Here is a 25,980-nt window from a genome sequence, read left to right as displayed (position 1 = left end):
GTCTCAGGCCACTTCCTGCTCGGACCGACGGGACTGCGCCACCGCGACCGCCGGGTCGTGCGGGTGACGGAGAAGGAGGATGCTGACCAGGCTGACGAGCGCGATCAGCACGAAGTACGCGGTGACGGCGAGCGAGGTGCCGAAGGCCGCGAAGAGGGAGGTCGCCACGATGGGGGCGAGGCCGCCGCCGAGGATCGCCCCGATCTGGTAGCCGAGCGACGCGCCGCTGTACCGGATGTGGGCGGGGAACAACTCGGCGAACAGGGCGGACTGGGGTCCGGCGCAGGCACCGAGGACGAAGCCGAGGGCGACCATCGCGACGAGCATCACGGGCAGCATCGCGGTGTCCATCAGCGGGAAGAACAGGGCCGCGACGATCACGAGGGCGCTCGAGCTGATGATGTAGACCCGGCGCCGGCCGATGATGTCGGACTTGTAGGCGCTGATCGCCATGCCGGCCATCCAGAACGGGCACGAGGCGATGAGCAGGAACAGCATCGTCGACTTGCCGAAGCCCAGCTCCGCTTCGCCGTACTTGAGGACGTAGACCATGTAGGCGTAGGCGATGCCGTTGGTGGCGACGAAGGTGCCGCCGGCGAGCAGCACGGTCTTCCAGTGCTTGACGAGGACCTCGGCGAGCGGGAGCTTGACCTCACCGGCCGCGTCGCGGCTGGCCTCGAAGTCGGCGCTCTCCTCGAGCCCGAGCCGGATCCACAGGGCGACGACGACGAGGACGGCGCTGAGCAGGAACGGCACGCGCCAGCCCCAGGCCGCGAAGGCGGCGTCGTCGAGGACGGCCGTCAGCGGCAGGAAGACGAGATTGGCGAGGAGGACGCCCGCGGGGACGCCGATCTGGGGGGCGGCGCCGTAGAGGCCGCGCTTGCCGCGCGGGGCGTTCTCGGTGGCGACGAGGACCGCGCCGCCCCATTCGCCGCCGACGCCGAGGCCCTGGACGAAGCGCAGGGCCACCAGCAGGATCGGGGCGGCGACGCCGATGGCGGCGTAGTTGGGCAGCAGGCCGATCGCGACGGTCGCGAAGCCCATCAGCAGCAGCGAGGTGACGAGCATCGACTTGCGGCCGACGCGATCGCCGAAGTGACCCATGACGATGCCGCCGATGGGCCGGGCCACGAAGCCGACGGCGAGGGTCGCGAAGGCGGCGAGGGTGCCGGCCAGTTCGGAGGTTCCGGGGAAGAACTGCGGCCCGAGCACGAGGGCCGCGGCGGTGCCGTAGATGAAGAAGTCGTACCACTCGATCGCGGTGCCGACGAAGCTGCCGAGCGCGGCCTTGCGGGCCTTGCGCTGCAGTACCTCCGGCGAGGGTGCCGGTGCGGTGATCGTCATGGATGCTTGCCTTTCACGATGCGGCCCGCGTCACGGCGGACCCGGCAAGCATGACCCCCATCACAAGCCGTTGAAAAGCTCAACTATTCGCGCTGGTTCCCCGGAAAATCCGTGGTACTCCGGGTCGTCGCAGGTCAGGACCTCGCGGACGGTGCCCCGCCGGTGGACGCGAAGTGAATGAAGGCTCGTGTCACCCGGCTGAGCATCGAGTCCTGATGCCACGCGACGACCACGTCGACCGAATCCGGAACCGGGTCGACGAGCGGCCGGACGACGAGCGGAAGATTCTCGTACGTCACGTCGAGCGGGGGCCGCTGCAGCAGCAGGGTCCACCCGAGTCCACGGCCGACGAAGGCTCGCGCCGTCTCGTAGTTGGAGGTGCGGTAGGCGACGCGCGGCGCGAACCCCGCGCCCCGGCACACCTCCATCGCGTGGTTGCTGCTGGGCGGCGCGTCGAGCAGCACCATCGGGTCGTCACGCAGATCGGCCAGCCGCACCGGACCGTCCCCGCCGGCGAGACGGTGGTCGGAGCCGAGCAGCACCGTCGGCTCGCGCGTCATCAGGGTCGCCTTGCGCCATTCCGCGGACAGTTCGAGGTCGTAGACGATCGCGAGGTCGAGTTCGCCGTTGTCGAGCTGGGTGCGCAACCGGTTCTGGGTGTCCTCCCGGAACTCGACCCGCGCCCGCGGGAAGCGCTGGGTGAATCCGGCGAGCAGCGCGGGCAGCACCGTCGGTCCGAGGGCGGGATAGCACCCGATGGCGACGGGTCCGGCCACACCGCCGCCCGCGCCCACCGCGTCCGCCTGCAGTTCGCCCGCCTGGTGCAGCAGCACGCGGGCGCGGGCGAGCACCGCCTCCCCCATCGCCGTCAGCTGCACGCCCCGCGCCCGCCGTCGCACGGCCAGCTGCGTCTGGAGCGACTTCTCGAGGTCGGTGAGTGCCGCGGACAGCGCGGACTGCGACAGGTGCAGCCGCTCGGCGGCGCCGCTGATCGTTCCCGTCTCGGCGACGGCGACGAACGCCGCCAGCTGACGCATGGTGAAGGTGGGAACCGCGTCGGGCCGGGTCATGCAGGCAACGGTATCGAGCGGGAGCCTTTCGTCCCCAGCGGGAGGTTGTCGCCGGTGCCACTCGACGGATGGCGCAGCGACCGCCCGGTGGTCGCGGCAACCTCCCGCTCCCCGGGTCCGCGCCGGTCCGGCGGGCGCGCAGCACCAGCAGCGCGACATCCCGACCTCGACTACGCGCGGCGGGGCCGGGCACCGGTGCGGTGCCCGGCCCCGGGTGACGCGGATCAGGCGCTCAGGTCGACGTCCTTGCTCTCCTTGACGAACAGGGCCAGGACCACGGCGCTGAGGGCGCACCCGGCGACCAGATAGACGATCACGCTGCCGATGGAGCCGGAACCGGCGTACAGCGCGGCGACGATGACCGGGGTGAAGCCGGCGCCGAGCAGGCTGCCGATCTGTTAGCCGAGCGACGCGCCGGTGTAGCGGGCGCGGGTGCCGAACTGCTCGGCGAGGAACGCCGGCATGGGACCGAACGTCAGCGACTGCAGGACCGAGCAGGCGATCACGAAGGCCAGCACGACCAGCAGGAAGTTGCCGGACGAGGCGAGCTGGAACAGCGGCCACGCCAGGACGACCATGCCGACGAAGCCGGTCATCATGACGGGCTTGCGCCCGTAGGTGTCCGACAGCCGGGCGGCGCCGAGGATGCCGAAGATCGCGACGAACTGGCAGATCGCGAAGGCGTTGAGGCCGGCCGAGCGCGACACGCCGTTCTCGGCGGCGTAGCTGATCACGAACGTCGAGAACAATGCCTGGATCACGAAGGGCGCGGTGCACACCAGTCCCGCGAGGATCAGGGTGCGGGGGGCCCGCACGATCGTCAGCAGCGGGATGGGTTCCTTGGTGTGGGACTTCTTCTCCTCGGCGGCGCGCAGGGCCTCCTCGAAGACCGGGCTTTCGGCGATCCGGGCCCGGACGAACAGGCCGACAGCGAGCAGGACCGCGGAGAACAGGAACGGGATGCGCCAGCCCCACGAGAGGAAGTCGTCCTCCGGCAGCTGGGCGGCGAGCGAGAGGGCGACCGTGCCGAGCACGGCGCCGGTGGGTCCGCCGGCGTTGGTGAACGCCGCCGCGAAACCGCGGTTGCGGCCCTTGACGTGTTCGAGCGACATCAGGGCCGCCCCGCCCCACTCGCCGCCGATCGCGATGCCCTGCACGGCGCGCAGCAGGATCAGCATCACCGCGCCCCAGGTGGGGATCGCCGGGACGAGGCCGATGAGGAACGAGGCGACGCCCATGATCGTCATCGACAGCATGAGCATCTTCTTGCGGCCGACGCGGTCGCCGAAGTGGCCGAAGACGATGCCGCCGAGCGGACGGGACAGGTAGCCGATGGCGAACGTCGCATACGAGGCGATCAGCGCGAGGCCGGGGCTCAGGTTCGCGAAGAACACCGGACCGAACACGAGCGCGGAGGCGGTCGCGTAGAGGATGAAGTCGTAGAACTCGACGGTGCTCCCGAGGTAGCTCGAGAAGACGACGCGACGGATGTCCTTGTTCCGCTCCGCCGGTGCGGCGACGGCCGTGCGTTCTGGGTCAGCGAGGGTCATGGTGGGTCCTTACTTTGCGAGGACGATGCTAGATCCGGTCGGCGGTGCCGCTCAGAAGGGGTAAGCGGGCACGTCGCGGCTGACGGTGATCCAGCGCGACTCGGTGAACGCTTCGATGCTGTTGGCGGCACCGCCGAAGCGGGCGCCGTTGCCGGAGGCGCCGAGACCGCCGAACGGGATGTTGGCCTCGTCGCCGACGGTCTGGTCGTTGATGTGGGCGATGCCGGTGGGGATCCGGTCCGCGAGCGCGAGACCCTTGCCGACGTCGCGGGTGAAGATGCCGAGCGAGAGCCCGTAGTCGGTGTCGGTGGCCAGCGCCACCGCCTCGTCGAGGGTCGAGAACTTCACGACCGGAGCGACGGGCCCGAACACCTCTTGGGCGTAGGCGGGCGCACCGGCCGGGACGTCGGCGAGGACGGTGGGCCGGTAGAACAGGCCCTCGTAGGTGCCGCCGGCGACGAGCCGGGCGCCGGCATCGACCGACGCGGTGACCAGGGCATGAATCTTCTCGAGCTGACCCTGGTCGATGATCGGCCCGAGCGCGACCTGCTCGGTGACGGGGTCGCCGACGGGCAGTGCCTCGGCCTTGGCGGCGAGCTGGGCGACGTACTCGTCGTAGACGGACTCGTGCACGATGTGCCGGCCGGTGGTCATGCACACCTGGCCCTGGTGCAGGAAGGATCCGGCGGCACCGGCCGAGACGGTGGCGGCGAGGTCGGCGTCGTCGAGCACGACGATCGCGGAGTTGCCGCCGAGTTCGAGGTGGACCTTCTTGAGGTTGCGGGAGGCGGCGGCACCGACGGCCCGGCCGGCCGGGGTGGAACCGGTGAAGGAGATCACCGGCACCCGCGGGTCGTCGACGAGCGCGGCGCCGACGTCGGCGCCGGCGGGCAGCACGGACAGCACCCCGGCCGGCAGGCCCGCCTGCTCGAAGATGCGGGCGAGCGCCACGCCGCCGCAGACCGCGGTACGCGGGTCGGGCTTGAGGATCACGGCGTTGCCGAGGGCCAGCGCCGGCGCGACGGAACGGATCGCGAGGATCAACGGGAAGTTGAACGGCGCGATGACACCGACGACCCCGACGGGGACCCGCTTCGACATGCTCAGACGCGGTGCCTCGCTGGGCAGGATCTCGCCGAGCGCATGGGAGGGCAGGGCCGCACCCTCGTAGCACTCCTGCGCCGCGACGTGCGTCTCGAGCTGCGCCTTGGGACGCAGGGAGCCGGACTCGCGCATGATCCAGCGCTCGATCTCGTCGGCGTGCTGCTGCCACAGGACGCCGGCCCGGCGCATGACCGCGGCACGCTCGGTGTGCGGGCGGGCCGCCCAGTCGCGCTGGGCCGCGACGGCACGGTCGACCGCGCGCTCGAGGTCCCCCTCGTCGGCGAGGCCGGCGCTGCCGAGCGTCGCGCCGGTCGCCGGTTCGACGACCTTGATCTCACCGCCCCCGCCGGGGGTCCAGTCCCCGGTGAAGATTTTTCCCTGCCAGATGGATTCGTCGAGAAGGGCCATCACGAACTCCTTGTGTACGGGTGCCGGACCGGCCGGCGGGCGACGCGGGACGCGGCGGGCGCGATTGCGGGTGAAGGGACGGCCGAGACGGCCGGACAGTGCGGGCCGCACGGTGCGGGCTGGGCGCTCGCTCGGTGGAGCGAGCTCTCCGTTCGGCCCCTGAAGTATGGGTCACGTCACATTGACGTGAAAAGCAGAATTAGCCGGTGATATTCCCCAGGTCTGCTCAACAACGGCGACATGCGGGACCGCGGGCGGCACCGGAGCCGGTCGCCGCCCGCGGATCGGCCGAGTAGGCAGGTCAGGAACTCGGCACGGCCGGGCCGAGAACGCCCCAGGTGCGCAGGATCTCATCCGGATCGTCCTGCCCGGGTACGGGCGGGGCCGTGGGCCGCCCCGCCGGTGTACGCGAGAAGCGGGGCGCGGGCGCAGGTTCGGGGTGACCGTCCCGGTACAGGAAGGTGCCCCGGGCGGTGAGGTGTGCGTCCGCGGGCGCCTCGGTCATCGAGAGGATCGGCGCGACACACGCATCGGTGTCCCGGAAGATCGCCGCCCACTCGTCGCGGGGGCGGGTGGCGAACACGCCGGCGATCCGCGCGCGCAGCTCCGGCCAGCGCCGGCGGTCCCACTGCCCCGGCAGCGCACCGTCCGCGTCGAGGCCGAGGCCCGCGAGAAGCCGCGCGTAGAACGGCGGTTCGAGGGCCGCGACCGCGACGTGCCGCCCGTCGGAGGTCTCGTACACGTCGACGAACGGTGCCCCGGAGTCGATGAGATTGGTGCCGCGCTCGTCGTTCCATGCGCCGCCGGCGAGCATCGAGTACGGGTTGGCCATCAGGTGTGCGACGCCGTCGACGATCGCGGCATCGACGACCTGACCGCGCCCGGAGCGCTGCACCTCCCACAGGGCGGCGAGAATGCCGGACACGAGATACATTGCGCCGCCGCCGAAATCGCCGACCAGACTGAGGGGCAGCTGTGGCGGTCCCCCGGCCCGGCCGATCGCGTGCAGCGATCCGACCAGGGCCTGATAGGTGGGGTCGTGCCCGGCACGCTGCGCGAGGGGCCCGTCCTGCCCCCAGCCGGTCATCCGGCCGTAGACCAGTTTCGGGTTGCGCGCCCAGCAGTCCTCGGGGCCCAGACCCAGGCGCTCGGTGACGCCGGGCCGGTAGCCCTCGATCAGCACGTCGGCCTTCTCGGCCAGCGCGAGCACGGTGGCGAGCCCGTCGGGGTCCTTCAGGTCGGCGGCGATCATCCGTTTGCCGCGCTGGAGGGTGTCCAGCCGCGGGTCGATGGGCATGGTGAACCCGGCGCCGGTGCGTTCGACGCGCACGACGTCGGCGCCCTGGTCGGCGAGGAACATCGCGGCGAACGGCGCGGGACCGAGTCCCGCCAGTTCCACGACCTTCAGTCCGGCCAGCGGGCCCTGCCGAGATTCGGTCATCGTGATCTACTCCTGCAGGTGAGGGTGCGGCCGGCGGCACACGACACGGCCGCCGGCCAGGGGTTCGTTACCGTCTAGACTCCGACGAGTTCGCCGACGGTGACGGTCTGCTTGCCCTCGGTGATGTGGGCGGCGATGAACTCCTCGTTGAGTTCGATCCCGAAGCCCGGCCCCTCGTTCGGGTAGAGCTTGCCGTCGGAGAAGACCGGGACGTTCAGGGCGATGTCCTGCGTGATCGTCTGCTCGGCGTTCTCCCACTGGTTGTTGATGATCAGCGGACCGAGATTCTCGTGGGTGAACTGCGAGGCCCAGTTGTTGGCGATCATCAGGTGCGCCGAGGGGCTGGCCTCGAGACCGGAGCCGATCATGCACCCGCTCATGACGGCCATGTCGGCGAGGCGGGCCATCGTCAGCCAGCGCTGCGCCTTGAGCAGGCCGCCGGCCTTCTGCATCTTGATGAACAACCCGTCGGCCGCGCGACGTTCGATGATCTCCCGGATGTTGTGCAGCTCCTGCGCGGACTCGTCGGCGAAGATCGGCGTGTCGATGCGGGTGCGCAGGCGCGCCATGCCCTCGATGTCCCAGTGCGGGACGGGCTGCTCGATGCACTCCATGCCGTACCGGTCGAGCCGGCGCATCGTCTTCAGGGCCTGGTCGTAGTTCCAGAAGCCGTTGGCGTCGACCACGATCCGCGCCGAGTCACCGAGTGCGGCCCGGACCTCGCGGACGTTGTCCACGTCGTGGTCGGAGTTGCCGTCGGACTTGAGCTTGATCAGGCAGAAGCCGTTCTCGTGGGCCTGGACGGCCTCGGCGACCACCTGGTCGACCGGTCCGGCGGACGCGACCCAGCCCTGCACGGAAGCCTCGGCGTTCTTGCCGCCGAGCAGCTGGTACACCGGTACGCCCAGCGCCTTGCCCTTGAGGTCGTGCAGCGCGAAGTCGACGAGCGCCTTGGCCTGGTTGTTGTCGCGGACGAACGTGTCCATCTGCCCGACGATCTTCTCGATGTTGAGCGGATCCTGGCCGATCAGGAAAGCCGGGGCGATGTGGTTGGCGATCATCGCCGTCATCGACTCCTGGGTCTCGCCGCGGTACCAGGTGGAGGTGTCGCCGCTGTCGCCGTAGCCGACGATTCCCTCGTCGGTGTGCAGCTTCAGCACGACGGAATGGATGTGGGTGATCCGGGTTCCCGGCATGATGAACGGCTTGACGAGCGGGGTGGAGACCGGGATCAGTTCGACCTTGGTGATGATCATGCGACGTGCTCCTGAGCGGACGAAGGAATGACGGTGGCGCCGGCGTCGGCCAGAGCCGTGAGTTCTGCGGTGTCGAGGCCGGCCTCGCGGAGGATCTCGACGGTGTGCTCGCCGACGAGCGGAGCGCGGCGCTCGATCGTGCCCGGGGTGTGGGAGAGCTTGGCAGGGATGCCGGGGACGGTGACCGCACGGCCGTCGTGCGGGTGCGTGACGGTCGGCAGCATGTCGCGGGCCCGGAAGTGGGGGTCCGCGAAGATGTCCGCGGCGTCGAGGATCGGGCCGAGCGGCACCTTGCCGCCGAGCAACTCGACGAGTTCGGCGACGGTGTGGGTGCGGGTCCAGGCGTTGACCACCTCGTAGACGGCGTCGCGGTTGAGCCACCGGTCGTGGTCCGTGGCGAACCGGGGGTCGTCGACGAGTTCCGGCTGACCCATGACGGCGGCGAGCTTGGCCCACTGCGGATTGTGCGGGGCGCCGAGCGCGACGACGCCGTCCTTCGCCTGCACCGTGTCGAACGGCGCGAATCCCTGCAGCTGGTTGCCGAGCGGCCCGGGGACCTGACCGGTGTGGCCGTAGGTGTTGACCACGACCTCGGAGATCGCGAGCACGGCGTCGGCCATGGCGACGTCGACGTACTGGCCCTGCCCGGTGCGCTCGGCGTCCCGCAGCGCGGCGAGGATGCCGAACGCGGCGAACAATCCCGGAACGGTATCTCCCACACCGGATCCCACCCGGACGGGGTGCGCGGCGTCGGTCCCGGTGATGGACATCAGACCGCCCATGGCCTGCGCGACGATGTCGAAGGCCGGCCAGTCCCGGTAGGGGCTGTGCCCGCCCGTCTTGTCGCCGAAGCCGCGGATCGAGGCGTAGACCAGGCGGGGATTGCGGGCCGCGAGGGTGTCGTAGTCGAGACCGAAGCGGTCCATGACGCCGGCGGTGAAGTTCTCGACGACGATGTCGGCGTCGTCGATCAGGCGCAGCAGTACGTCGCGGGCCTCGGGCTTCTTCAGGTCCAGCACGAGCGACCGCTTGTTGCGATTGGCCGACTGGAACACCCCGCCGTAGTCGCGGGGTTCGTCGTCGGAGGCGAACGGGCCGGCGTAGCGGAGGAAGTCGCCGCGCGGCGGTTCCACCTTGATCACGTCGGCGCCCTGGTCGGCGAGCAGCGACGTGCAGAACGGCCCGGCGAGGGCCTGGGTGAGGTCGACGACCCGCACCCCGTCGAGGGCGCGGCGGGCAGTGGTGTTCATGCGGTGGCCTCCCGCCCGAGCAGCGCGCGGCCGATGACGACCTTCTGGATCTGCGGGGTGCCCTCGCCGATCTCGAGGCCGGAGACGTCGCGCAGCATGGCCTGCAGCGGCAGTTCCTCGGCGAAGCCGCTGTGGCCGTGGGCGACGATGCAGTCCCGGATGGTCTGCAGCGAGACCTCGGTGGCGTAGAGCTTGGTCATCGCGGCCTCCTTGGTGAAGGGCTTGCCGGCGTCGGCGAGGGAGAGGGCGCGGTAGGTGAGCCAGCGGGCCGCCTCGAGCTTGGTGGCGTTCTCGGCGATCGGGAAGGACACCCCCTGGAACGAGGAGACCGGCCTACCGAATGCCTTGCGGGACTTGACGTAGTCGATGGTGATGTCGAGGGCCTTGCGGGCGACGCCGGTCGACATCAGGCCGATGACCGAGCGGGTGTAGTCGAATTCGCTCATGACGAGCCGGAATCCGTTGCCGACACCACCGATGACGTACTCGTCCGGGACGAACACGTCGTCGAGGAACACCCCGGCCCGGCCGAGCGGCTTCCAGCCGGCGTCCGGGAACTTCTGCATGCTCACACCCTCGGCGTCGAGGGGCACGAGGAAGGCGGTGACGCCGGATTCCTCCGGGGTGGCGCCGCGGGCCTTGACGAACGTGATCATCGCCTTGGCGTGCGGAGCGAAGGTGATGGACGTCTTCTCGCCGTTGAGCTTCCAGCCGCCGTCGACCTTCTCTGCCTTGGCGCGCATGGCCATCGCGTCCGAGCCGCTGCCCGGCTCGGTCAGGCCGAGGGCGACGACGTGGCGGCCCTCGACGATGCCGCGCACCCAGTCCTTCGCGACCTCGGGGGCGAGGAAGCGCTCGAGCAGCGGGCCGGTGAGGTTGTTCGTGTAGGCGAGCTGGGTGAGATAGAAGTTCGAGTAGGCCAGTTCCTCGTGGGCGATGCCGAGGTGGGTCTTGGTGAGCACCTCGCCGATGCGGCCCTGGCCGCCGTTCTCCTCGGAGACGCCGAGCCCGAGAAGGCCCTGCGCGGCCATCTTCTCGGCGAGATCCCACGGGAACTCCTCGCGGTGGGCGCGTTCGAGGTAGCTCTCGGCGTGCGGTGCCGCGAACTCTCGGACCCACTGGGCGAACTCCTCGTATTCCGGCGCGAAGAGAACCGGCGGGTGCAGGGCGTCCGTGGCAGACATGATCGATCTCCTCGAAGTGGTTGTGAATCAGCGCTTGTCGTCGGCGCCGGGAAGAACACCCGGGCCGCGCGCTGCCGATCAGCGCGTCGGAACCCAGTATGTCCGCAGTCACAACCCCAGAAAAGAACAAGAATGTGTTGATGATTATGAGTAAATGTGTGGTGTGTCTTTCGGGCGGCCCTGGCAGCCCAAAGGAGACACCGCCTACAACTGTGGCACCCGGACCGTGGCGAAGGAGATGAACTCGCGCACCACACGGCTCAGGATCACGTCCGGGCGCCACGCGATGACCAGCCGCACCGGATCGAGCGCCGGTACGTCGATCGGCAGCAACACGATCTTCAGGCCCCCGTAGGTGCGGTTGACCTGCGGCTGGTGCAGCATGATCGTCCAGCCCAGGCCCCGGCCGACGTACGCCCGCACGGTCTCGTAGTTCGCCGACCGGTACTCGATCCGGGGCGTGAACCCGGCCCGTGCGCACACCTGCAGCGCGTGGGTCGATGCCGGGGCCGCGTCGAGCAGCACCATCGGTTCGTCCCGCACCGCCGCCAGCTCCACCGGGCCGGGCGTCGCCGCCAGCCGATGGCCCGCCGCGACGACCAGGGCCGGGCGTCTCGTCATCAGCGTGGCGGTACGCCAGGTCGGCGGCAGCTCGAGGTCGTAGGTGATCACCGCGTCCAGCGCCCCGCCTTCGAGGCGCTCGGCCAGCTCGTCGGCCATCGCCTCCCGGAACTCGAGTGACACCCGCGGATGCAGGTCGGTGAACTCGGACAGCATCGGCGGCAGGATCGTCGGCCCGACCGTCGTGTAGCACCCGATGGCGAGACGGCCGGCGAGCTCGCCGCCCGAACCGAGCATCTCGTCCTCGATCTCGCTCGCCTGCTGCAGGAGCGTCCGCGCCCGGGCCAGGAGCGACTCCCCGGCCGGCGTGAGCTGCACGCCGTGGGCGCGGCGGCGCACGCACAGCTGCGTCGAGAGGGCCTTCTCGAGTTCGGTGACCGCCAGCGACACGGCCGACTGCGAGACCAGCAACCGTTCGGCCGCCGCGCTGATCGTGCCGGTCTCGGCGACGGCGACGAAGGCGACCAGTTGCCGCATCGTGAAGGCCGGCGCCCGATCGCTGCTCATGAATCGATCATATGGGCGGTCCGCCCCGGGGCCGTCAGGCGTCGGGAGCGGTCGTCAGCGGCACGTCGCCGTCCGGCCGCCGGCGGGGCTCGGCGACCCGGTGCAGCCCCCGGCCCAGCTTGCCGACCCCGGTGGTGCCCGCCCCGACCGCCCGGCCGCCCAGGGTGCGGGCGCTGTCGCCCAGCGTGCGGGCACTGTCGCCCAGCGTGCGGGCACTCTCGCCGAGGGCACCGCCCGCGGCCCGGACCGGCTTGCCCAGCTCCACCAGGTTCTCGGCCACCGCCGGGTCCTCGGCCTCGAGAGCACGCTGCGCGGCGCTGCCGAACGCCGCGGCGACGTCGTCCAGGTCCGTGCGGAACCGGGCGATGTCCCGCTTCACCCGGGCGGACGACAGCCACCGCACCAGTTCGAACGGCGTGAGGCCCGCGTAGCTCGCGAGCCGCGCGCGGGCGCGCAGCAGCAGCGCGACGTCCCGCTCGACGCGCCCGGCCAGCGACGTGCCGATCGTCGCGCGTTCGTGCTCGAGCCGGTCCGGTTCGGTGGTACGCACCTGCTCGAGCCGCAGCCGCTGCCACAGGTTCAGCGAGTCCTCGACGAGCACGAGCAGCTGCAGCGTCTCCCCGAGCCGGTCGGTCGCCACGGCCTGCTGCAGGCAGGCCACCCGGTCCTGCGCGGGTGCGTCGACGGCGAGCCCGTCGAGCAGCCGTCCGGCGTGGGCGTGGAGCCGCTCGGCTCGATCGGCGAGGACGTCGCCGAGCCCGCGCACCGATTCCCAGTCTGCAGCGCGCAGCCGGCCGGTGCCGTCCAGGATCCCCGCCACCCGGGTCAGCGCGTTGTGATGGTCGACGGCGTCCCCACCGTCGGGGGCACCGACCAGCTCGAGGATCTCCGCGGAGAGCTCGTGCACCCGCGCGACGGCGGCCTCCACCGAGACGATCGCGGCCCGCAGGGCGCGGGCGACGGCGTCGTCGGCGGGACCCGGTTCCTCGAGGTGCACGTCGTCGGTCATGGCTCCATGGTGCTACGTGCGCGCGACGGACGCAGCAGGATCCTTCGCGGCGAGCAGGTGGCGGATGCCGTAGCCGGTGACGAGGGCGGTCACGAACGCCATCAGCAGGCCGCCGAGCACCCCGATCGCCGCGACGAGCCACCACGGCTGACCGGGTTGCCACAGCGGGGTGCACACCAGGAGGAACACGGTGAGGCCGGCCAGCCACGCGGCTGCGGTCCACACGATCCAGCGCCCGGCACGGGCGACGTGCCGGCGCAGCTCGAGCCACTGCGCGAATCCGATGGACGCCAGCAACGCCACGCCGAAGACGACTCCGAGCGCGATCGGGAGCGCCATCGGCCATGCGGACCACGTCTCGTGGAACGTCGAGGGCGACATCCCGAGCAGGTAGGCGCACGCCGCGGCGACGCCCGTGCCCAGCACCCAGCGCCGCACCGACATCGCCGGCAGCCGGCGTCGCAGCACCCGCGCCTGCGACCAGCCCAGCACCGACCCCTCGACGACACCGGCGGCCATCAGCGCCGGTAATGCCGCGGCACTGTCGAACAGCACGGCACCGACGACGGCGGGAACGAGGAATCCGGCGAACTCCCCCGCCGTCGCCGACACGGTCCAGTCCCGCAGCAGACTCATCGGCCGAGCCCCAGCCGGGCCGCCAGTTCCGGCCCGCCGACCTGCCGGACGAAGTCCGGGTCCCCGCACACCACCAGCTGGTCGCGGGCCCGGGACAGCCCGACGTACAGCCGCTCGCGGGAACGCTCCTGCGGCTGTGTCTCGTTCACCGCGAGCACCACCGCCCGGCGCTCGAGTCCCTTGAAGCCGAGGACGTGCCCGTAGAAGACCTGTTCGGTGTCCCAGAAGCTGTCCCAGTACGCCGCGTTGCCCTCGGCCTGCCGCGCCACCTGCTCCGGGTGCCGGCTGCCCGTCGCGAGCAGCGCGACGTCGCCGGGCCGCCAGCCCTCGTCGAGCAGGGCGTCGATCCGGTCGTCGGCCACGGCGAGCGCCTCGTCGCCGCGGCACGCGACGAACTGCACGTCGGGTCCCTCACCGCCGAGCAGCCGCATGCGCTGCCCGACGAGCGGACCGAAGGTCCCGGCGATCTGCCGGGTGTTGCGCAGGTTGTGGTCGAGCACCAGCGGGACCAGTGGCACCGGGGGCCGGCCCTCCCGGTCGAACACCCGCTGCGCTTCGTCGGTGAACACGTAGATCCCGCTGGTCTCCTCGTCGCGCAGGGCGGCCATGATCGGATCCCACCAGGCGTCGGCGAAGTCCTGCGCCTCGTCGACGACGACCGCGTCGAAGCGCTGTCCCTCCGGCAGGGACCGGGCCAGTTCCGTCATCTGGGCGGGCAGGTCGTGTTCCCAGAAGCGCACGGTGTCGGCGGTCCGCAGCGCCTCGTCGGGGCCTTCGGCCGCACCCCACAGCCGGCCGAGGGCGTGGAACTCGCCGACGTAGGCGGGCCGCTTCTTCCGGTTCCACGTCGCGGTGATCCGCTGCAGGTAGGACGCGAGACCGTGCGAATAGCAGATCAACGCGACGCGCTGGTGCTGCTCGGCGAGGCGCCGGGCCTGCTCGAGCGCGAGGAACGTCTTCCCCGTGCCGGCGCCGCCGCGCACCTCGACACGGGTCAGCAGGCGGGTCGCGTCGAGGATGACGGCCTGCTGCTCGGTGAGCCGGTCCGCGGCGTCCTCGTTGGCGACGGCGCGCGAGACCACGTCGCGCTGCGGCAGGCCCCGGCCCGCGAGGACCTCGGCGAACCGGTCGACGCCGTCGGCGGTGAGGGCCGGCCGGTCGAGCTCCTGCTTGTCGAGCACCGCCCGCAGTCGTTCGGCGATGCTGCCGAGGTCGTTGCGATCGATCACCTTCCACCGCGGACACTCGGGCAGGGCGAAGTCGGCGCGGATCTCGGTGTGGGGCAGGACGACGAAGTGGTCCCAGCGCAGCCGGCCCTGCGTCCAGCGAGGATCGGCCTCGACGTAGCGCCGCAACGCGTAGCAGGACTGGAGCACCTGCCGGACCGGATCGATCGACCGGTCCTTGCCCTGCCGGGCCTGCACCCACTGGAAGCCGTCGTGCCACACCTGACCACCCTTGACCTCGAGGCACACGATGCCGTGGCCCTCGAGCGCGACGACGAAGTCGATCTCGTGGTCCTTGAGGTGGTCGGTGACCCGCAGGCCCGCCGCGACGAGATCCCCGTCGCCGAGCTGCCGGACGAGTGCCTCCCAGACGAGGCGTTCGGCGTCGTTCGCCAGCAGTGGGCGCTCGGGTCTGCGGATCGGCATGCGCTCAGCTTGGCACGCGCACCCACGCCTGCTCGAGCAATGCGGTCACTTCGGCCTCGTGCCGGGCCCGGTAGGCACTGAGCACCCGGCGCGGGCGGGTCTCGTCGCCCAGACCGACGGCGGCCGCGAAGGCCGGCGCGACGCCCTCCTCCGGCACGATCTCCGGGGCCGAGTGGCCGATGAGGGCGAGTGCCTTGCGCAGCGGTTCGGCGTTGTCGGCGACGGTGCGCAGCGGGAGCACGTCGAACCGTCCGCCGGGGTGGAACTCGAGGAACATCTCGTTGCCCTCGTCCACTCCGAGATCCTCGAGGAACCGTCGCACGCTGCCGAGATGCGGGGACGCACCCGTCCAGCGCACGACCTGGGTGCCCAGCCGGGACGACAGGGCGACCTCGCGTCCCGGGGCGCAGCCGATGACGCCCGCGACCGCGGACGGCACCGGGAAATCGGCGCCGCGCAGGTGGTCCCGCGTGGCGGTGACCCGCAGCCGCCACACGTCGCCGAGGCGGTAGAGCCGGCGGGTGCGGTGCGGGGGCTTGACGCTCACGTGGGTGCGACGGCGCCGGCGCACCCGGCCGTCGACGATCTCGAAGTCGCCGCTGCCGGCGAAGATCCGGGCGCTGGTCGGCGACACCCCGAAGCGTTCGACCAGACGGTCGACGACACGGTCGAGGTCGGCGGAGCCGCCGTCGGCGTCGACGATCCGGGCGATGCGGCCGCGCACCGCGCCCGCCTCGTCGGTCTCCCATTCGGTGAGCGACCACCGGCCGTTCTCGGCGAGCGAGAACCGCTCGTCGGCGCCCATCGCGTCGATCACGGCGGCGGGACCGGCGGGGGTGCCCATGCGGTCGACGAGCTCCGCGGCCGTGAGCGGATCCCCGATCACCTCGAGCACCGCGGCGGCGTGATCGGCGAACGCGGACTGCCGGGTCAGAGCACGGCCCTCGAACATCGGGACGCCGCACCGGTGCAGCCACGCGGCGAATTCCGCGGCGGGCAGGTTCCACACGACGGCGACGGCTGCGGGTTCGACGACCCCGTTCGGGGATTCGAACTCGGCGAGCAGCGCGTGGGTGTGGCGCTCGGCTTCGGGGAGGCCCGGGACCGCGACCCACCCGTCGGCCACCTCGAAGCGATCGTCGAGGCGCGCGAGCGCCCGCCACAGCGGCACGTCGAGTCCCGGGACGGGCTGGGCCAGCTCCGGTCGCAACCCCAGGATCCGCTCGAGGGCGGCGACGGGGCGGACATCGACGCGCAGCGCCGCGAGCAGATCGCCGACGGCGGTGCCGAACGCGAAGGTCGACGGAGCGTCCGGGTCCGGTGGCTCGTCGCCGAGCACCCGGCGGCGGATCGCGTCACGCTCGGGTGCGGACAGCCCGGCGACGTACGCGGCGAGCTCGTCGAGGGCCCGCTGCGGCGCGGGCACCGGCAGGTCGCGGGCGGTCAGGGCGGCGATGCGCGCGGCGACCTGCTGGATCTCCTCGGGGGTGCCGTCCTCGAGTTCGACCCGCACCAGCGGCCGGTCCGGGTCGGCGCGCAGCGCGCGCCACCGTGCGAGCGCGACGAGGTCGTCGAGCAGCAGCGACAACGCGGGCGGGAGCGTGGGGGCGTCGGTCGCCACTCGCAGCGACGCCGGATCCCGCAGGATGGCGAGGACGAGGACGGCCTGCACGATCTGGTGCACGGTCTCCGGGCCCGCGCCGCGCACGGAGAACAACGCGGCGGGCGTGTAGCCGAGCAGACCGGCGGTGGTCGCGGCGCGGGGCAGCCGCGCGACGGTGGCGGCGGCCCGGGTGCCGAGACCGAGCGCGGCGACGGGGACGTCGACGGTGTCGGCGATGCCCGCGGAGAACACCAGATCGGGATGCTCGGTGACGTAGATGCGGGCCAGTTCCCCACAGATCGCCACGACGTCGGCGGAGGCGGCGGTCTCCGCCGGGGACCGGCGTTCCCACCAGCGCTCGTCGGGTGCGAGGGCGGCCAGTTGCGCGTTGCGGGCCGAGCCGTACCGGTCGAGCCACGGCATCAGGTCGATCCAGACGTACTCGCTGAGCATCCCGGGGGACAGTGCAGTCGACCACAGCGACACGACCCGGTGCTCCTCTTCGATGCGCGACTGGCGACCGCGGTCTCGTGCGGGACGCCCGCCGGGGACTCTACCGGCCGGCGGTCCGGCCGATGCACGACGACCGGATCAGCCGAGTTCGTCGGCGCGCCGGACCAGCATGTCCCGCAGCCGGGCCGTGTCCCGCTCACCGAACCCGATCTCGGGGAGACGGTCGAGGCCCCCGGCGATCCCGCGCCGGATCCCGTCGAGCATCCGGGTGACGGCGCGTTCGGGCACCCCGAGCCGGCCGCCGGACTCGACGAAGTGGCGGCGGGTGAGCTTGTTGCCCTTGCCGTACAGGTCGAGGGCCATCGGGTCGCGCCAACCGAGGTAGGGCTGGGTGCACAGGAGGTCGTAGGCCGGGGTGACGGCCCACAGCCCGGCCTCGGTGAGGCGGATGGAGAAGTTCTTCCCGTGCAGGTCGCCGTTGCCGACGGCGTACGAGTACGCCACCAGCCGCAGCAGTTCGAGGGTCGCGACGCGGGCCGATCCGCCGCCGCGCTCGCACGCGGCGGCCAGCGCCTCGACGACGCGTTCGGTCTTCAGCCGGTACTTGGCCGCCGGGTAGACACCGAGGACCTGGCAGGCGTCCTCCTGCGCGGTGCGGTGGACGGTGTGGCCGGGACCGATCCATCGGTCGAAGCGGGCGACGAGCAGTCCCGCGTTGCCCCTGCGGTCGTAGACCAGCTGGTGTCCGGCGACGGCGAGGCCGCAGGCGGTCGCGAGACCCATGAAGAAGTGCTCGTTCTCGACCAGGCGGGGGTAGCCGCGGGGCGGTGCGAGTTTGAGGATGGCGGGGCCCTGCACCGTCGCGACGGGGGCGGAGTACATCTGGGCCGACACCTTCGCCTGCACTCCCGGCAGGGAGGTCGGGTCGAGGACGACGGACTCGTGGCCGGAGATCCGGTCGAACAGCTCGTGCAGGTCCTCACGCCGGACGGCCTCCGGGTCCAGCAGGAGCGTCGACGTCGGGGGCCGGGCGCCGGCGGGGAGCACCCGCACATCGCCGATGGTGTCCGCGCCGACCGCCATGAGAATGGTGAGGTGGTCGTCTTCGGAGGTCTTGGTGGCGGCGACGGCGCCGCGGAGCCGGATGCCTTCGGGCAGCAGGCCGGCGAAGAACGGGGGCACGCTGCCGCCGCCGGCGCGGACCTCCTCCGCGGTCTTCGGCACCGTCCACGCGAGGGCGGGGGCGGCCGGATCGTCGAGGTAGTCCTGCGCGTACCGGAACACGACATCGTGGCCGTCCCGGGCGAGGTGCCCGGCCAGCCGGTCGCCCTTGTACACGTCGGCGCTGTCGACGGCGACGAGGCGTTCGACCACCCGGCTCACCCGGCCCGGTCGCCGCGCGTGGTGAGGGTCAGGTCGCAGCCCAGCGCGTCGGCGATGGCCACGACGAGATCGAGTTGCACGGTGGCGCGGCCGGACTCGAGCGACTGCACGCTCGAACGCGACACACCGGCGAGGTCGGCCAGTTCGGCCTGGGTGAGGCCGAGCCGGTGCCGACGGTCGACGAAGTGGTCACCGAGACCGCCGCGTCCCGTGCGGGCGCGACGACGGGGCGTGGCCACGGCCTCTCCTCTCTGTGCTTGCGACGGCAGGCATTGATGCGAGTGTGCCCCCACTGCGCGCGGTTGTCCAGGGTTGTGCCTGCCATGACAGGCTCAAGGAGGAGAGGGTGCGTCTGCCGACGCGCGTCCGCTGCTTCGGCCTGCCCTCGCAAGCCCAGCGTGCGGGCGGTCAGGGTGTGACGCGCTCCGGTTCGACCTCGAGCTGGGCCGCGGGCCGGAGCCGCAGCAGCACCAGACCCGCGACGGACGCCACGATCAGTGACCCGACGGCGCCGTGCACATGCAGCGCGTTGACGGCGACCCCGGCGCCGACCAGCCCCACCAGCAGCGCACACCACAGAACGACTTTCGCGACCACCATGACCCAAGCACCTTCCCGAGGCCCCCTGCCCGAGAGGAAGAATAGTGCGCCAGGTCACACGAGCGCGGGAGGGTCGCGGCGTGTCCACCACGGGGAACGCATCGCACCCGCTGCGGCGCAGCACAGGGCACACCGCTGCGGCGCAGCACAGGGCACACCGCTGCGGCGCAGCACAGGGCACACCGCTGCGGCGCAGCACAGGGCACACCGCTGCGGCGCAGCACAGGGCACACCGCTGCGGCGCAGCACAGGGCACACCGCTGCGAAAAAAAAAAAAAAAAAAAAAAAAAAAAAAAAAAAAAAAAAAAAAAAAAAAAAAAAAAAAAAAAAAAAAAAAAAAAAAAAAAAAAAAAAAAAAAGCTGCGGCGCAGCACAGGGCACACTGTTGCCCATGAACTCGGAGGAGATCCTGCGCCCTCTCGAAGGCATCCGCGTCCTCGAACTCGGCAACTACATCGCCGCGCCCACCGCGGGCCGGCTGCTCGCCGACTTCGGCGCGGAGGTCATCAAGGTCGAACGGCCCCGCACCGGCGACGAACTGCGCAACTGGCGCCTGTACGCCGGGGACACGTCGATGCTGTACCGCACGGTGAACCGCAACAAGAAGTCCATCGTGGTGGACCTGCGCACCGAGGCGGGCCGGGCCGTGATCCTCGATCTGGTGCGTCACTGCGACGTGCTGCTCGAGAACTTCCGGCCCGGCACCCTGGAGAGGTGGGGAATGGGCCCCGAGGTGCTCGCGCAGATCAAACCGGACCTGGTGATCACCCGGATCTCCGCGTTCGGCCAGACCGGCCCGCTCGCGGAGCGTCCCGGATTCGCGGCCGTGGCCGAGGCCGTGGGCGGGTTCCGGGAACTCGTCGGGGACCCGGACCGGCCGCCGGTGCGGGTGGGGGTGTCGATCGGCGACTCCATCGCCGGGCTGTACGCGGCCTTCGGCTCGGTAACGGCGCTGCTGCAGCGGCAGCTGATCGGGTCGCTGCCGCCGGCGAACCGGGTCGTCGACGTCGCCCTGAACGAGTCGATGCTGTCGATGATGGAGTCGCTGATTCCCGACTACCTCGCCTACGGGGTCCGGCGGGAACGGGTGGGCGGCCGCATGGAGGGCATCGCCCCCTCCAACGCCTATCCCTGCTCGGACGGCACCTCCGTGATCATCGCCGGGAACGCGGACGCCATCTTCCAGCGCTACATGCGCACCATCGAGCGACCCGACCTCGCCGACGATCCCGACCTCGCCACCAACGCCGGTCGCTGGGCCCGCCGGGAGGAACTCGACGCCGCGATCGCCGACTGGACGCGGCGTCGGCCGCGCGACGAGGTGCTCGGGATCCTCGACGCCGCGGGGGTGCCGAGCGGGCCGATCTACACGGCGGCCGACATCGTCGACGACGAGCAGTACCGGGCGCGGAACATGATCCAGCACTTCGCCGTCGACGTCGGCGAGGACGAGCCGAAGCAGGTCGGGTTCCCGGGCATCGTCCCCGTGCTCGGCGGCCGGTCGCTGCCCATCCGCCACGTCGGACCGGATCTGGGCGAACACACCCGCGAGGTGCTCGGGGGTCTGCTCGGCCGGACCGAGGCCGAGATCGACGAGCTCCTGGAGGTGGTGTCGTGAGTGGCGGTGTGGTGCGCGGTGGTGTGATGAGCGGTGGTGTCGTGAGTGCCGGGGCACCGCAGCTGCGCGACGTGACCCTGCGCGACGGGCTGCAACTGACCGGCAAGGTGCTGCCCACCGAGCGGAAGGCGCAGATCGTCCGCGCCCTGCTGGCCGCCGGCGTGCCGCAGCTCGAGATCGGCTCGATGGCCCGGCCCGACCTGGTCCCGCCGATGGCCGGCACGGTCGAGCTGATCGGGATGCTCACCCCCGAGGAACTCGACCGCTGCTACATCTGGGTGGCCACGCCGCGGCACGTGGAGAAGGCGGCCGCCGCCGGCGCCCGGCACTTCCAGTACTGCCTGTCGGTGTCGGACGCCCACAACCGCGCCAACATCGGACGGGACACCGACGCGAGCCTCGCCGCGATGCCCGCCGCGGTGGAACACACCCGCGCCGCCGGCGGCACCATCCAGCTCTGCCTCGCCACTGCATTCACGTGCCCGTTCGACGGGCCCGTCGACCCCGACCGGGTGCTCGAGATCGCGTGCGACCCGCGCGCCGACGGCGCCGCCGACATCGTCCTCGCCGATACCCTCGGTCAGGCCGTGCCCGCGCAGGTCACGGCGCTGGTGTCCCGGGTACGTGCGGACTCCCCCGCCCGCCGCATCGTCTTCCACGGCCACGACACCTGGGGCCTGGGCGTCGCCAACAGCCTCGCCGCGATCGAGGCGGGCGCCGCGGTGGTGGACGGCTCGCTCGGCGGACTCGGTGGTTGCCCCTTCGCACCCGGCGCGAGCGGCAACACCGCGAGCGAGGACCTGCTCTTCGCCACCCGGCCCGCGTGGCTGACCCCGCCGGTGTTCGCCGACCTGGTCCGGCTGGGCGAGTCCGTCGTCACCGAGCTGGGCGAGCCGAACCGCGCCCGCGCCGCGCAGGGTGCCCGATCCGAGGCCGCGGCGTTCGAATGGGTGGTGCGGCGGTGAAGGTGCTGATCGCCCCGGACAGTTTCAAGGGCACGTACCGCGCCGCCGAGGTGGCCGACGCCGTGGCGGCGGGCGCGGAATCGGCCGGGCTCGAGACGATCCGGATGCCGGTCGCCGACGGCGGCGACGGCACCCTCGCGGTGCTCACCGGCCCGCTCGGTCTCGAGCTGATCGAGATCGACTCCGTCAATCCGTGGCGCGCCCCGTGTGCGGGTTCGTTCGGGCTCGGCGAGGACGGCACCGCGGTCGTCGAGCTCGCCACCTTCAGCGGAATCACCACACCGCACAAGGGCTTCCGCGATCCGATGACGGCGGACACCTACGGCACCGGGCTGGCGATGGCCGAGGCCGTGCGGCGCGGCGCCACGCACGTCGTCGTCGCGGCGGGAGGATCGGCCACGACCGACGGTGGGCTCGGTGCGATCGCCGCCGTCATGGACGCCGGCGGCCTGGGTACCGCCACCGTCACGGTACTGACGGACGTGACCACCCGCTACACCGACGCCGCGCGGGTGTTCGGCCCGCAGAAGGGCGCGGACGCGACAACCGTGGAACGGCTCACCCGCCGCCTCGAGGACGCGGCCGTGACGTTGCCGCGTGATCCGCGGGAGGTGGACGGGACCGGCGCGGCCGGGGGTTTCGCCGGCGGCATGTGGGCGCAGTTCGGCGCGGATCTGCGCTCGGGAGCCGACTTCGTGCTCGACGCGCTCGGGTTCGACACCGCACTCGCCGGCGCCGACCTCGTCGTCGTCGGCGAAGGACGCCTCGACGGGCAGTCCCGCTCGGGAAAGATCGTCTCGGCGATCCTCGCCCGGGTGCACGCGGCGCCGGTCGTGGCGGTGGTGGGATCCGTGGGCGACGACCTCGGTGACTACCGGGACCGGTTCGCGGAGATCATGATCGCCACCGATCTCGACGCCCTGCGCGCGGCCGGTGCCCGGCTCGCACGCCTCGGCTGACTCGGTCGCGACCGGGAAGGAACGTCATTCGCACGGCGGTGCGGTGACGGACGGCGGTGCGGTGACGGACGGCGACGTCGAGTCGGGGTGGGGGCCGGGATCCGGGTCGGACGCCCGCATCGACCAGCCCGCGGGCCGGACCTGCGGAGTGTCGCGCCCCGGGCACGGGACCGCGGTCGGCGCCCCGGTGTCCGGGCCGGGGCCGGCCGAGGGGGCGGGCACGAACCGGGCGGCGTCGGCCGGACGCGGCGGTTCGGACGGGCCGGCCCCACCGATGGCGACGGCCAGCCCGCCGCCGAGCAGGACGGCCAGCGCGACGACGACCGCCGCCAGCAGCGCGACCCGCCGTGACGACGGCGACGAGGGCGCCGGTAGCGGTTCGGTGCGTGCGGCCACGAGCGCGGCTCCGGTGGCCCGGTGCCACGGCCCGCCGTGCGGCGTCACGAACGGCACGCCGAGCGCCGCCGCGAGCGCACGGGCGGCGGCGACGTCGCCGGGGCGCAGGTCCGGGAACACCAGCGCCTCCGGTGCGACACCGGCGAGCGCCCCGGCCTCGCCGGCGGCCTCCGGTAGTGCGAGCGCGATCTGACCGAAGTCGTCCTCCGCCACGGCAACCGACGCGAGCACCGCACCCGAGCGGATGTCGGCGACCGACACGCGCACGGTCGCATCGTCGGGGCCGATCAGGACCACCGTCCGCACACCGTCGAGCTCCGGGGCCGCAGCGAGGAAGGCCAGCCGGGCTTCGTCGATCCCCACGGTCCGCACCTCGGTCGTCCCGGAGTCCGGGACGACCGTCGCGGGTGCCACCAGTCCGGCTCGGGTGAAGTGCACCTCCGCCCGCGCGGCACGCTCGGTCATCGCCGTGAACGCCCGGCTCACCGCCTCAGCTTCGGCACGGTCCCCCACGGGCCAGCGTTGCGTGTCGAACGGGCCGAGGACCGGAACGTCGGCGTCCACGAGCACCGCACAGACCTCACCGGCATCGATCGCGACGCCGAGCACCGCACGCATCACTGCCCTTTCGCCGACGGGACGAGGCTCGAGCCTAACGCACGGCGAGGTGGGGACACCGCGAGCGAGAAGGGACACGCCGCGGTCGAGCAACCGCGCGGGCGGTGCCGGACGAGCCCGGACTACGGCGGCTCGGGGTAACACCCCACCGTCAGCCCCACCGTCGCGGCGAGATTGCTGCCGAACGCGATGACGGAACCGTCCGCGGCAAACATCCGGATCTCGAGCCCCGTCCCGACCGGTATGGACCGGGAGCCGTGGAATCCGCTGCCCGCCAACGATTCCTCGAACACCCGTGCCGCCCGCTCCAGCTGCCCGGCCGGCACGGGCCGATCGGAGAGCAGCGCGGGGAGGAACACCGTGGTGCCCGCCGAGCCGTCGGGCAGTTCGCAGTAACCCGTCGTCCCCCGGGTCGACTGCCGGAACTGCATCTCCGGGAATGCGCGTGACAGGGCGGCGGTCGCGTCGTGCCGGACCCGGGTGTAGTACTCGACGGCACCGGCGCGGTCCGCGGCCACCGGCTCGGGCACGGCGACGGGGAACGGTCCACCCGCGCACCCGGCGACCACCAGCGCCAGCATCGGCACACCGAGCCGCACCCCCCTCATCGCACCACTCGATCCGTGAGCCCGCCGGCGACCGCGGCGACGTTGTACAGGCTCATCGTGCCGTCGTTCAGGTACTCGCTGTGCCCGGTCGAGCCGAGACGCGGCCGGCCGGACGCGTCCGGCCCGGCGTCGCTCGACAGCTGGGTCACCCCGTCGAGGAAACTCGGATCGCCGTCGAACGTGCCGAGGTCCCCGACCGGGTCGCGGTCGGCCTCGACGAGGTACGCCGCGCCCGGTGGCACCCCCAGTTCGGCGACGTCGTCGGTGCCGATGCCCGGGGCGCCGAGGAACACGGCGGCATCCACACCGACGCCCTGCTGCAGCGCCAGCCCGGTGGCGAGAGCGCCGTAGGAGTGACCGACTGCGGTCACGTGCGGATCCCGCTCGGCGCGCAGGCCGTCGAGGAATCCGGCGAGCCGCGGGGCGGCGCGGACCGCGGCGAGGTCGGAGACCGGGCTCGACTCGGTGCGGGCGAGGCCCCAGCCCCATTGCGGCACCTGATAGTTCAGCCAGGTCACGGCGGCGACCGACTCGGCGCCGCGGCCCGCCGCCTGCAGTTGGCGCTCGGTCTCGTCCTTCAGCGCCGCCATCCGGCTGTCGTATCCGGCGAGATGGCCCTGCACGGTGGACCCGGCGCCCGGGGTGAAGACGGTGACGTGGTCGGCGGTGTCGACATCTCCGACCGCCACGGCGGCCATCGCTTCGCGGCCCGAGAGGTCGAGAGTCAGCAACTGCCGTGCCGGCCGGGACAGCGCCACCTCGACGGCGTCGAGCGCGGCGATCTTGTTGCGGGTCTGGGCGAGCCCGGCGTCGGCGTTGCTCGTCAGTCCGCCGAACGGAGCGGCGTCGAGCTGGGCCTGCAAGCGGGCGGCGACCGCCTCGAGCCGGTGCCGTTCGGCCGCCAGCTGCGCGCGGTTGGCCAGGTCCCGCACCGCGGCGGGCACCCCGTCGAGGTTGCCGATCCGCTCGGGCGCCGAGGCGGCGAGCCACGTGCGCTCGCCGTCGTCGAGTCCGGCCCACCATGCCGCCACCTCGGCCGCGGCCGTCCCGGCTGGCGGCACCACGGCGGTGGGTGCGGGTGCAGCGCGCACGGCACCGAAACCGAGCGGACGGGACGCCGGTTCGTGCACCGTCCCGGCGAGATCGGCCGCGGCCCACCGATCGAGCGCCTCGGCCCGGTCGAGGACCGCCCGGATGCGGGCCTCGGCCTCGTGCCGGTGCGAGTCCGCGTCCGGTCCCGGGCCGGCCGTGACGGTTCCGTCGTCCCGCACCGTCAAGGCCCGGTCCCGGGCCCAGCGGGTGGCGTCGTCGAGTTCCGCGCGCAGCGCCCGCAGCCGCGGTGCGCACGATGTCGCGCAGCGGCTCACCTCGCGATACGCGTCGGACCGCCGCGCGATCTGCTCGGCGACGTCACCGATCCGCCGCTCGGCGGCGGCGTGGGCGATGCCCGACCACTGTCCGCCGAACCGTCCGGTGATCTGTGTCCCGATCCGCTCGAGTTCCCCCGCGTGCCGGTCCAGCACCGTGCCGAGACCGTCCAGTGCATCCGGGTCCCACTGCTGCAACTGCCGAAGATCCATCGATCCACCCCCCTGGCGCGGCAGCCTAACCGGCCGCGCGCCCGCCGCGGCGCGATGCGACCCTGCGGCGGGCGAACTGTGGAGAAACGTTCCGGGTGTGGACAACTCGCGACCGGCACGGGCGGCCGGACGCCGTCCGCCCCCGGTGCGTGGCACCGGGGGCGG

22 protein-coding genes and 1 pseudogene are annotated in these 25,980 nt (G+C 72.1%); 4 read left to right on the top strand and 19 right to left on the bottom strand.

Annotated elements, in window-relative coordinates; all coding sequences use genetic code 11:
* Positions 1 to 3: 3 nt before the first annotated feature.
* The 16 genes and pseudogenes from QNA09_RS06570 to QNA09_RS06495 form a co-directional block, all read right to left on the bottom strand.
* Positions 4 to 1,344, bottom strand: coding sequence for an MFS transporter (locus tag QNA09_RS06570; protein ID WP_017681877.1), 1,341 nt, complete (start codon positions 1,342 to 1,344; stop codon positions 4 to 6).
* Between the two features lie 134 nt (positions 1,345 to 1,478).
* Entirely contained in the window at positions 1,479 to 2,414 is a 936-nt protein-coding gene (locus QNA09_RS06565) for a LysR family transcriptional regulator (protein ID WP_040275651.1), read from the bottom strand.
* A gap of 224 nt (positions 2,415 to 2,638) precedes the next feature.
* A pseudogene (locus QNA09_RS06560) lies at positions 2,639 to 3,964 on the bottom strand (MFS transporter).
* Positions 3,965 to 4,015: 51 nt separating this feature from the next.
* Positions 4,016 to 5,476: a benzaldehyde dehydrogenase gene (locus QNA09_RS06555; protein WP_010592361.1), complete on the bottom strand. Its 1,461-nt coding sequence runs from the start codon at positions 5,474 to 5,476 to the stop codon at positions 4,016 to 4,018.
* Positions 5,477 to 5,777: 301 nt separating this feature from the next.
* Positions 5,778 to 6,917 carry a CaiB/BaiF CoA-transferase family protein gene (locus QNA09_RS06550; RefSeq protein ID WP_248957496.1) on the bottom strand — a complete coding sequence of 380 codons (1,140 nt, stop codon included), beginning with the start codon at positions 6,915 to 6,917 and terminating at the stop codon, positions 5,778 to 5,780.
* Between the two features lie 74 nt (positions 6,918 to 6,991).
* Positions 6,992 to 8,173, bottom strand: coding sequence for a mandelate racemase/muconate lactonizing enzyme family protein (locus tag QNA09_RS06545; RefSeq protein WP_017681882.1), 1,182 nt, complete (start codon positions 8,171 to 8,173; stop codon positions 6,992 to 6,994).
* The gene (locus QNA09_RS06540; protein ID WP_010592364.1) at positions 8,170 to 9,423 is read right to left on the bottom strand and encodes a CaiB/BaiF CoA-transferase family protein; all 1,254 of its coding nucleotides are present in this window, start codon (positions 9,421 to 9,423) and stop codon (positions 8,170 to 8,172) included. Before QNA09_RS06540 ends, QNA09_RS06545 begins: the two co-directional genes overlap by 4 nt.
* Positions 9,420 to 10,607 (bottom strand): acyl-CoA dehydrogenase family protein, encoded by a 1,188-nt coding sequence (locus tag QNA09_RS06535; RefSeq protein ID WP_017681883.1) that lies wholly within the window; start codon positions 10,605 to 10,607, stop codon positions 9,420 to 9,422. The genes QNA09_RS06540 and QNA09_RS06535 overlap by 4 nt, the downstream gene beginning before the upstream one ends.
* Before the next feature lie 204 nt (positions 10,608 to 10,811).
* Positions 10,812 to 11,735, bottom strand: coding sequence for a LysR substrate-binding domain-containing protein (locus tag QNA09_RS06530; protein WP_010592366.1), 924 nt, complete (start codon positions 11,733 to 11,735; stop codon positions 10,812 to 10,814).
* A gap of 34 nt (positions 11,736 to 11,769) precedes the next feature.
* Positions 11,770 to 12,744, bottom strand: coding sequence for a hypothetical protein (locus QNA09_RS06525; RefSeq protein WP_010592367.1), 975 nt, complete (start codon positions 12,742 to 12,744; stop codon positions 11,770 to 11,772).
* A gap of 12 nt (positions 12,745 to 12,756) precedes the next feature.
* On the bottom strand, positions 12,757 to 13,380 hold the full coding sequence (locus QNA09_RS06520) for a hypothetical protein (protein WP_010592368.1): 624 nt from the start codon (positions 13,378 to 13,380) through the stop codon (positions 12,757 to 12,759).
* The gene (locus QNA09_RS06515) at positions 13,377 to 15,032 is read right to left on the bottom strand and encodes an NERD domain-containing protein (RefSeq protein ID WP_017681884.1); all 1,656 of its coding nucleotides are present in this window, start codon (positions 15,030 to 15,032) and stop codon (positions 13,377 to 13,379) included. Before QNA09_RS06515 ends, QNA09_RS06520 begins: the two co-directional genes overlap by 4 nt.
* Positions 15,033 to 15,036: 4 nt before the next feature.
* Complete coding sequence (locus QNA09_RS06510; RefSeq protein WP_017681885.1) at positions 15,037 to 17,121, bottom strand: hypothetical protein; 2,085 nt, start codon at positions 17,119 to 17,121, stop codon at positions 15,037 to 15,039.
* A 105-nt stretch (positions 17,122 to 17,226) separates the two neighbouring features.
* Positions 17,227 to 18,462, bottom strand: coding sequence for a type II toxin-antitoxin system HipA family toxin (locus QNA09_RS06505; protein WP_010592371.1), 1,236 nt, complete (start codon positions 18,460 to 18,462; stop codon positions 17,227 to 17,229).
* A gap of 5 nt (positions 18,463 to 18,467) precedes the next feature.
* A complete protein-coding gene (locus QNA09_RS06500) occupies positions 18,468 to 18,710 on the bottom strand; it encodes a helix-turn-helix transcriptional regulator (RefSeq protein WP_119699569.1) in 243 nt (80 codons plus the stop codon).
* A gap of 169 nt (positions 18,711 to 18,879) precedes the next feature.
* Complete coding sequence (locus tag QNA09_RS06495; protein WP_010592373.1) at positions 18,880 to 19,071, bottom strand: hypothetical protein; 192 nt, start codon at positions 19,069 to 19,071, stop codon at positions 18,880 to 18,882.
* Positions 19,072 to 19,151: 80 nt separating this feature from the next.
* Between QNA09_RS06495 and QNA09_RS06490 the strand changes: the two genes are divergently transcribed.
* From QNA09_RS06490 to QNA09_RS06475, 4 genes are read left to right on the top strand one after another with little or no spacing between them, the layout of a single operon-like run.
* The gene (locus QNA09_RS06490) at positions 19,152 to 19,466 is read left to right on the top strand and encodes a hypothetical protein (RefSeq protein WP_308072328.1); all 315 of its coding nucleotides are present in this window, start codon (positions 19,152 to 19,154) and stop codon (positions 19,464 to 19,466) included.
* Entirely contained in the window at positions 19,463 to 20,689 is a 1,227-nt protein-coding gene (locus QNA09_RS06485) for a CaiB/BaiF CoA-transferase family protein (RefSeq protein WP_017682394.1), read from the top strand. The genes QNA09_RS06490 and QNA09_RS06485 overlap by 4 nt, the downstream gene beginning before the upstream one ends.
* Positions 20,690 to 20,715: 26 nt before the next feature.
* Positions 20,716 to 21,654 (top strand): hydroxymethylglutaryl-CoA lyase, encoded by a 939-nt coding sequence (locus tag QNA09_RS06480; RefSeq protein ID WP_051059617.1) that lies wholly within the window; start codon positions 20,716 to 20,718, stop codon positions 21,652 to 21,654.
* Positions 21,636 to 22,613 (top strand): glycerate kinase, encoded by a 978-nt coding sequence (locus QNA09_RS06475; RefSeq protein ID WP_010592376.1) that lies wholly within the window; start codon positions 21,636 to 21,638, stop codon positions 22,611 to 22,613. The genes QNA09_RS06480 and QNA09_RS06475 overlap by 19 nt, the downstream gene beginning before the upstream one ends.
* Positions 22,614 to 22,637: 24 nt before the next feature.
* On the opposite strand, the gene QNA09_RS06470 is transcribed toward QNA09_RS06475, so the two are convergent.
* The 3 genes from QNA09_RS06470 to QNA09_RS06460 form a co-directional block, all read right to left on the bottom strand.
* Complete coding sequence (locus tag QNA09_RS06470; protein ID WP_010592377.1) at positions 22,638 to 23,627, bottom strand: hypothetical protein; 990 nt, start codon at positions 23,625 to 23,627, stop codon at positions 22,638 to 22,640.
* Positions 23,628 to 23,749: 122 nt separating this feature from the next.
* A complete protein-coding gene (locus tag QNA09_RS06465) occupies positions 23,750 to 24,235 on the bottom strand; it encodes a hypothetical protein (protein ID WP_026138004.1) in 486 nt (161 codons plus the stop codon).
* Positions 24,232 to 25,815, bottom strand: a complete 1,584-nt coding sequence (locus QNA09_RS06460) for an alpha/beta hydrolase (RefSeq protein ID WP_017681747.1) — start codon at positions 25,813 to 25,815, stop codon at positions 24,232 to 24,234. Before QNA09_RS06460 ends, QNA09_RS06465 begins: the two co-directional genes overlap by 4 nt.
* Positions 25,816 to 25,980: the final 165 nt, after the last annotated feature.

Source organism: Rhodococcus sp. AH-ZY2 (genome assembly GCF_030916465.1).
Lineage (GTDB): Bacteria > Actinomycetota > Actinomycetes > Mycobacteriales > Mycobacteriaceae > Rhodococcus > Rhodococcus ruber.
The sequence above is the reverse complement of the archived record's forward strand: the minus strand, read 5'-3'. Positions and strand labels throughout refer to the sequence as shown.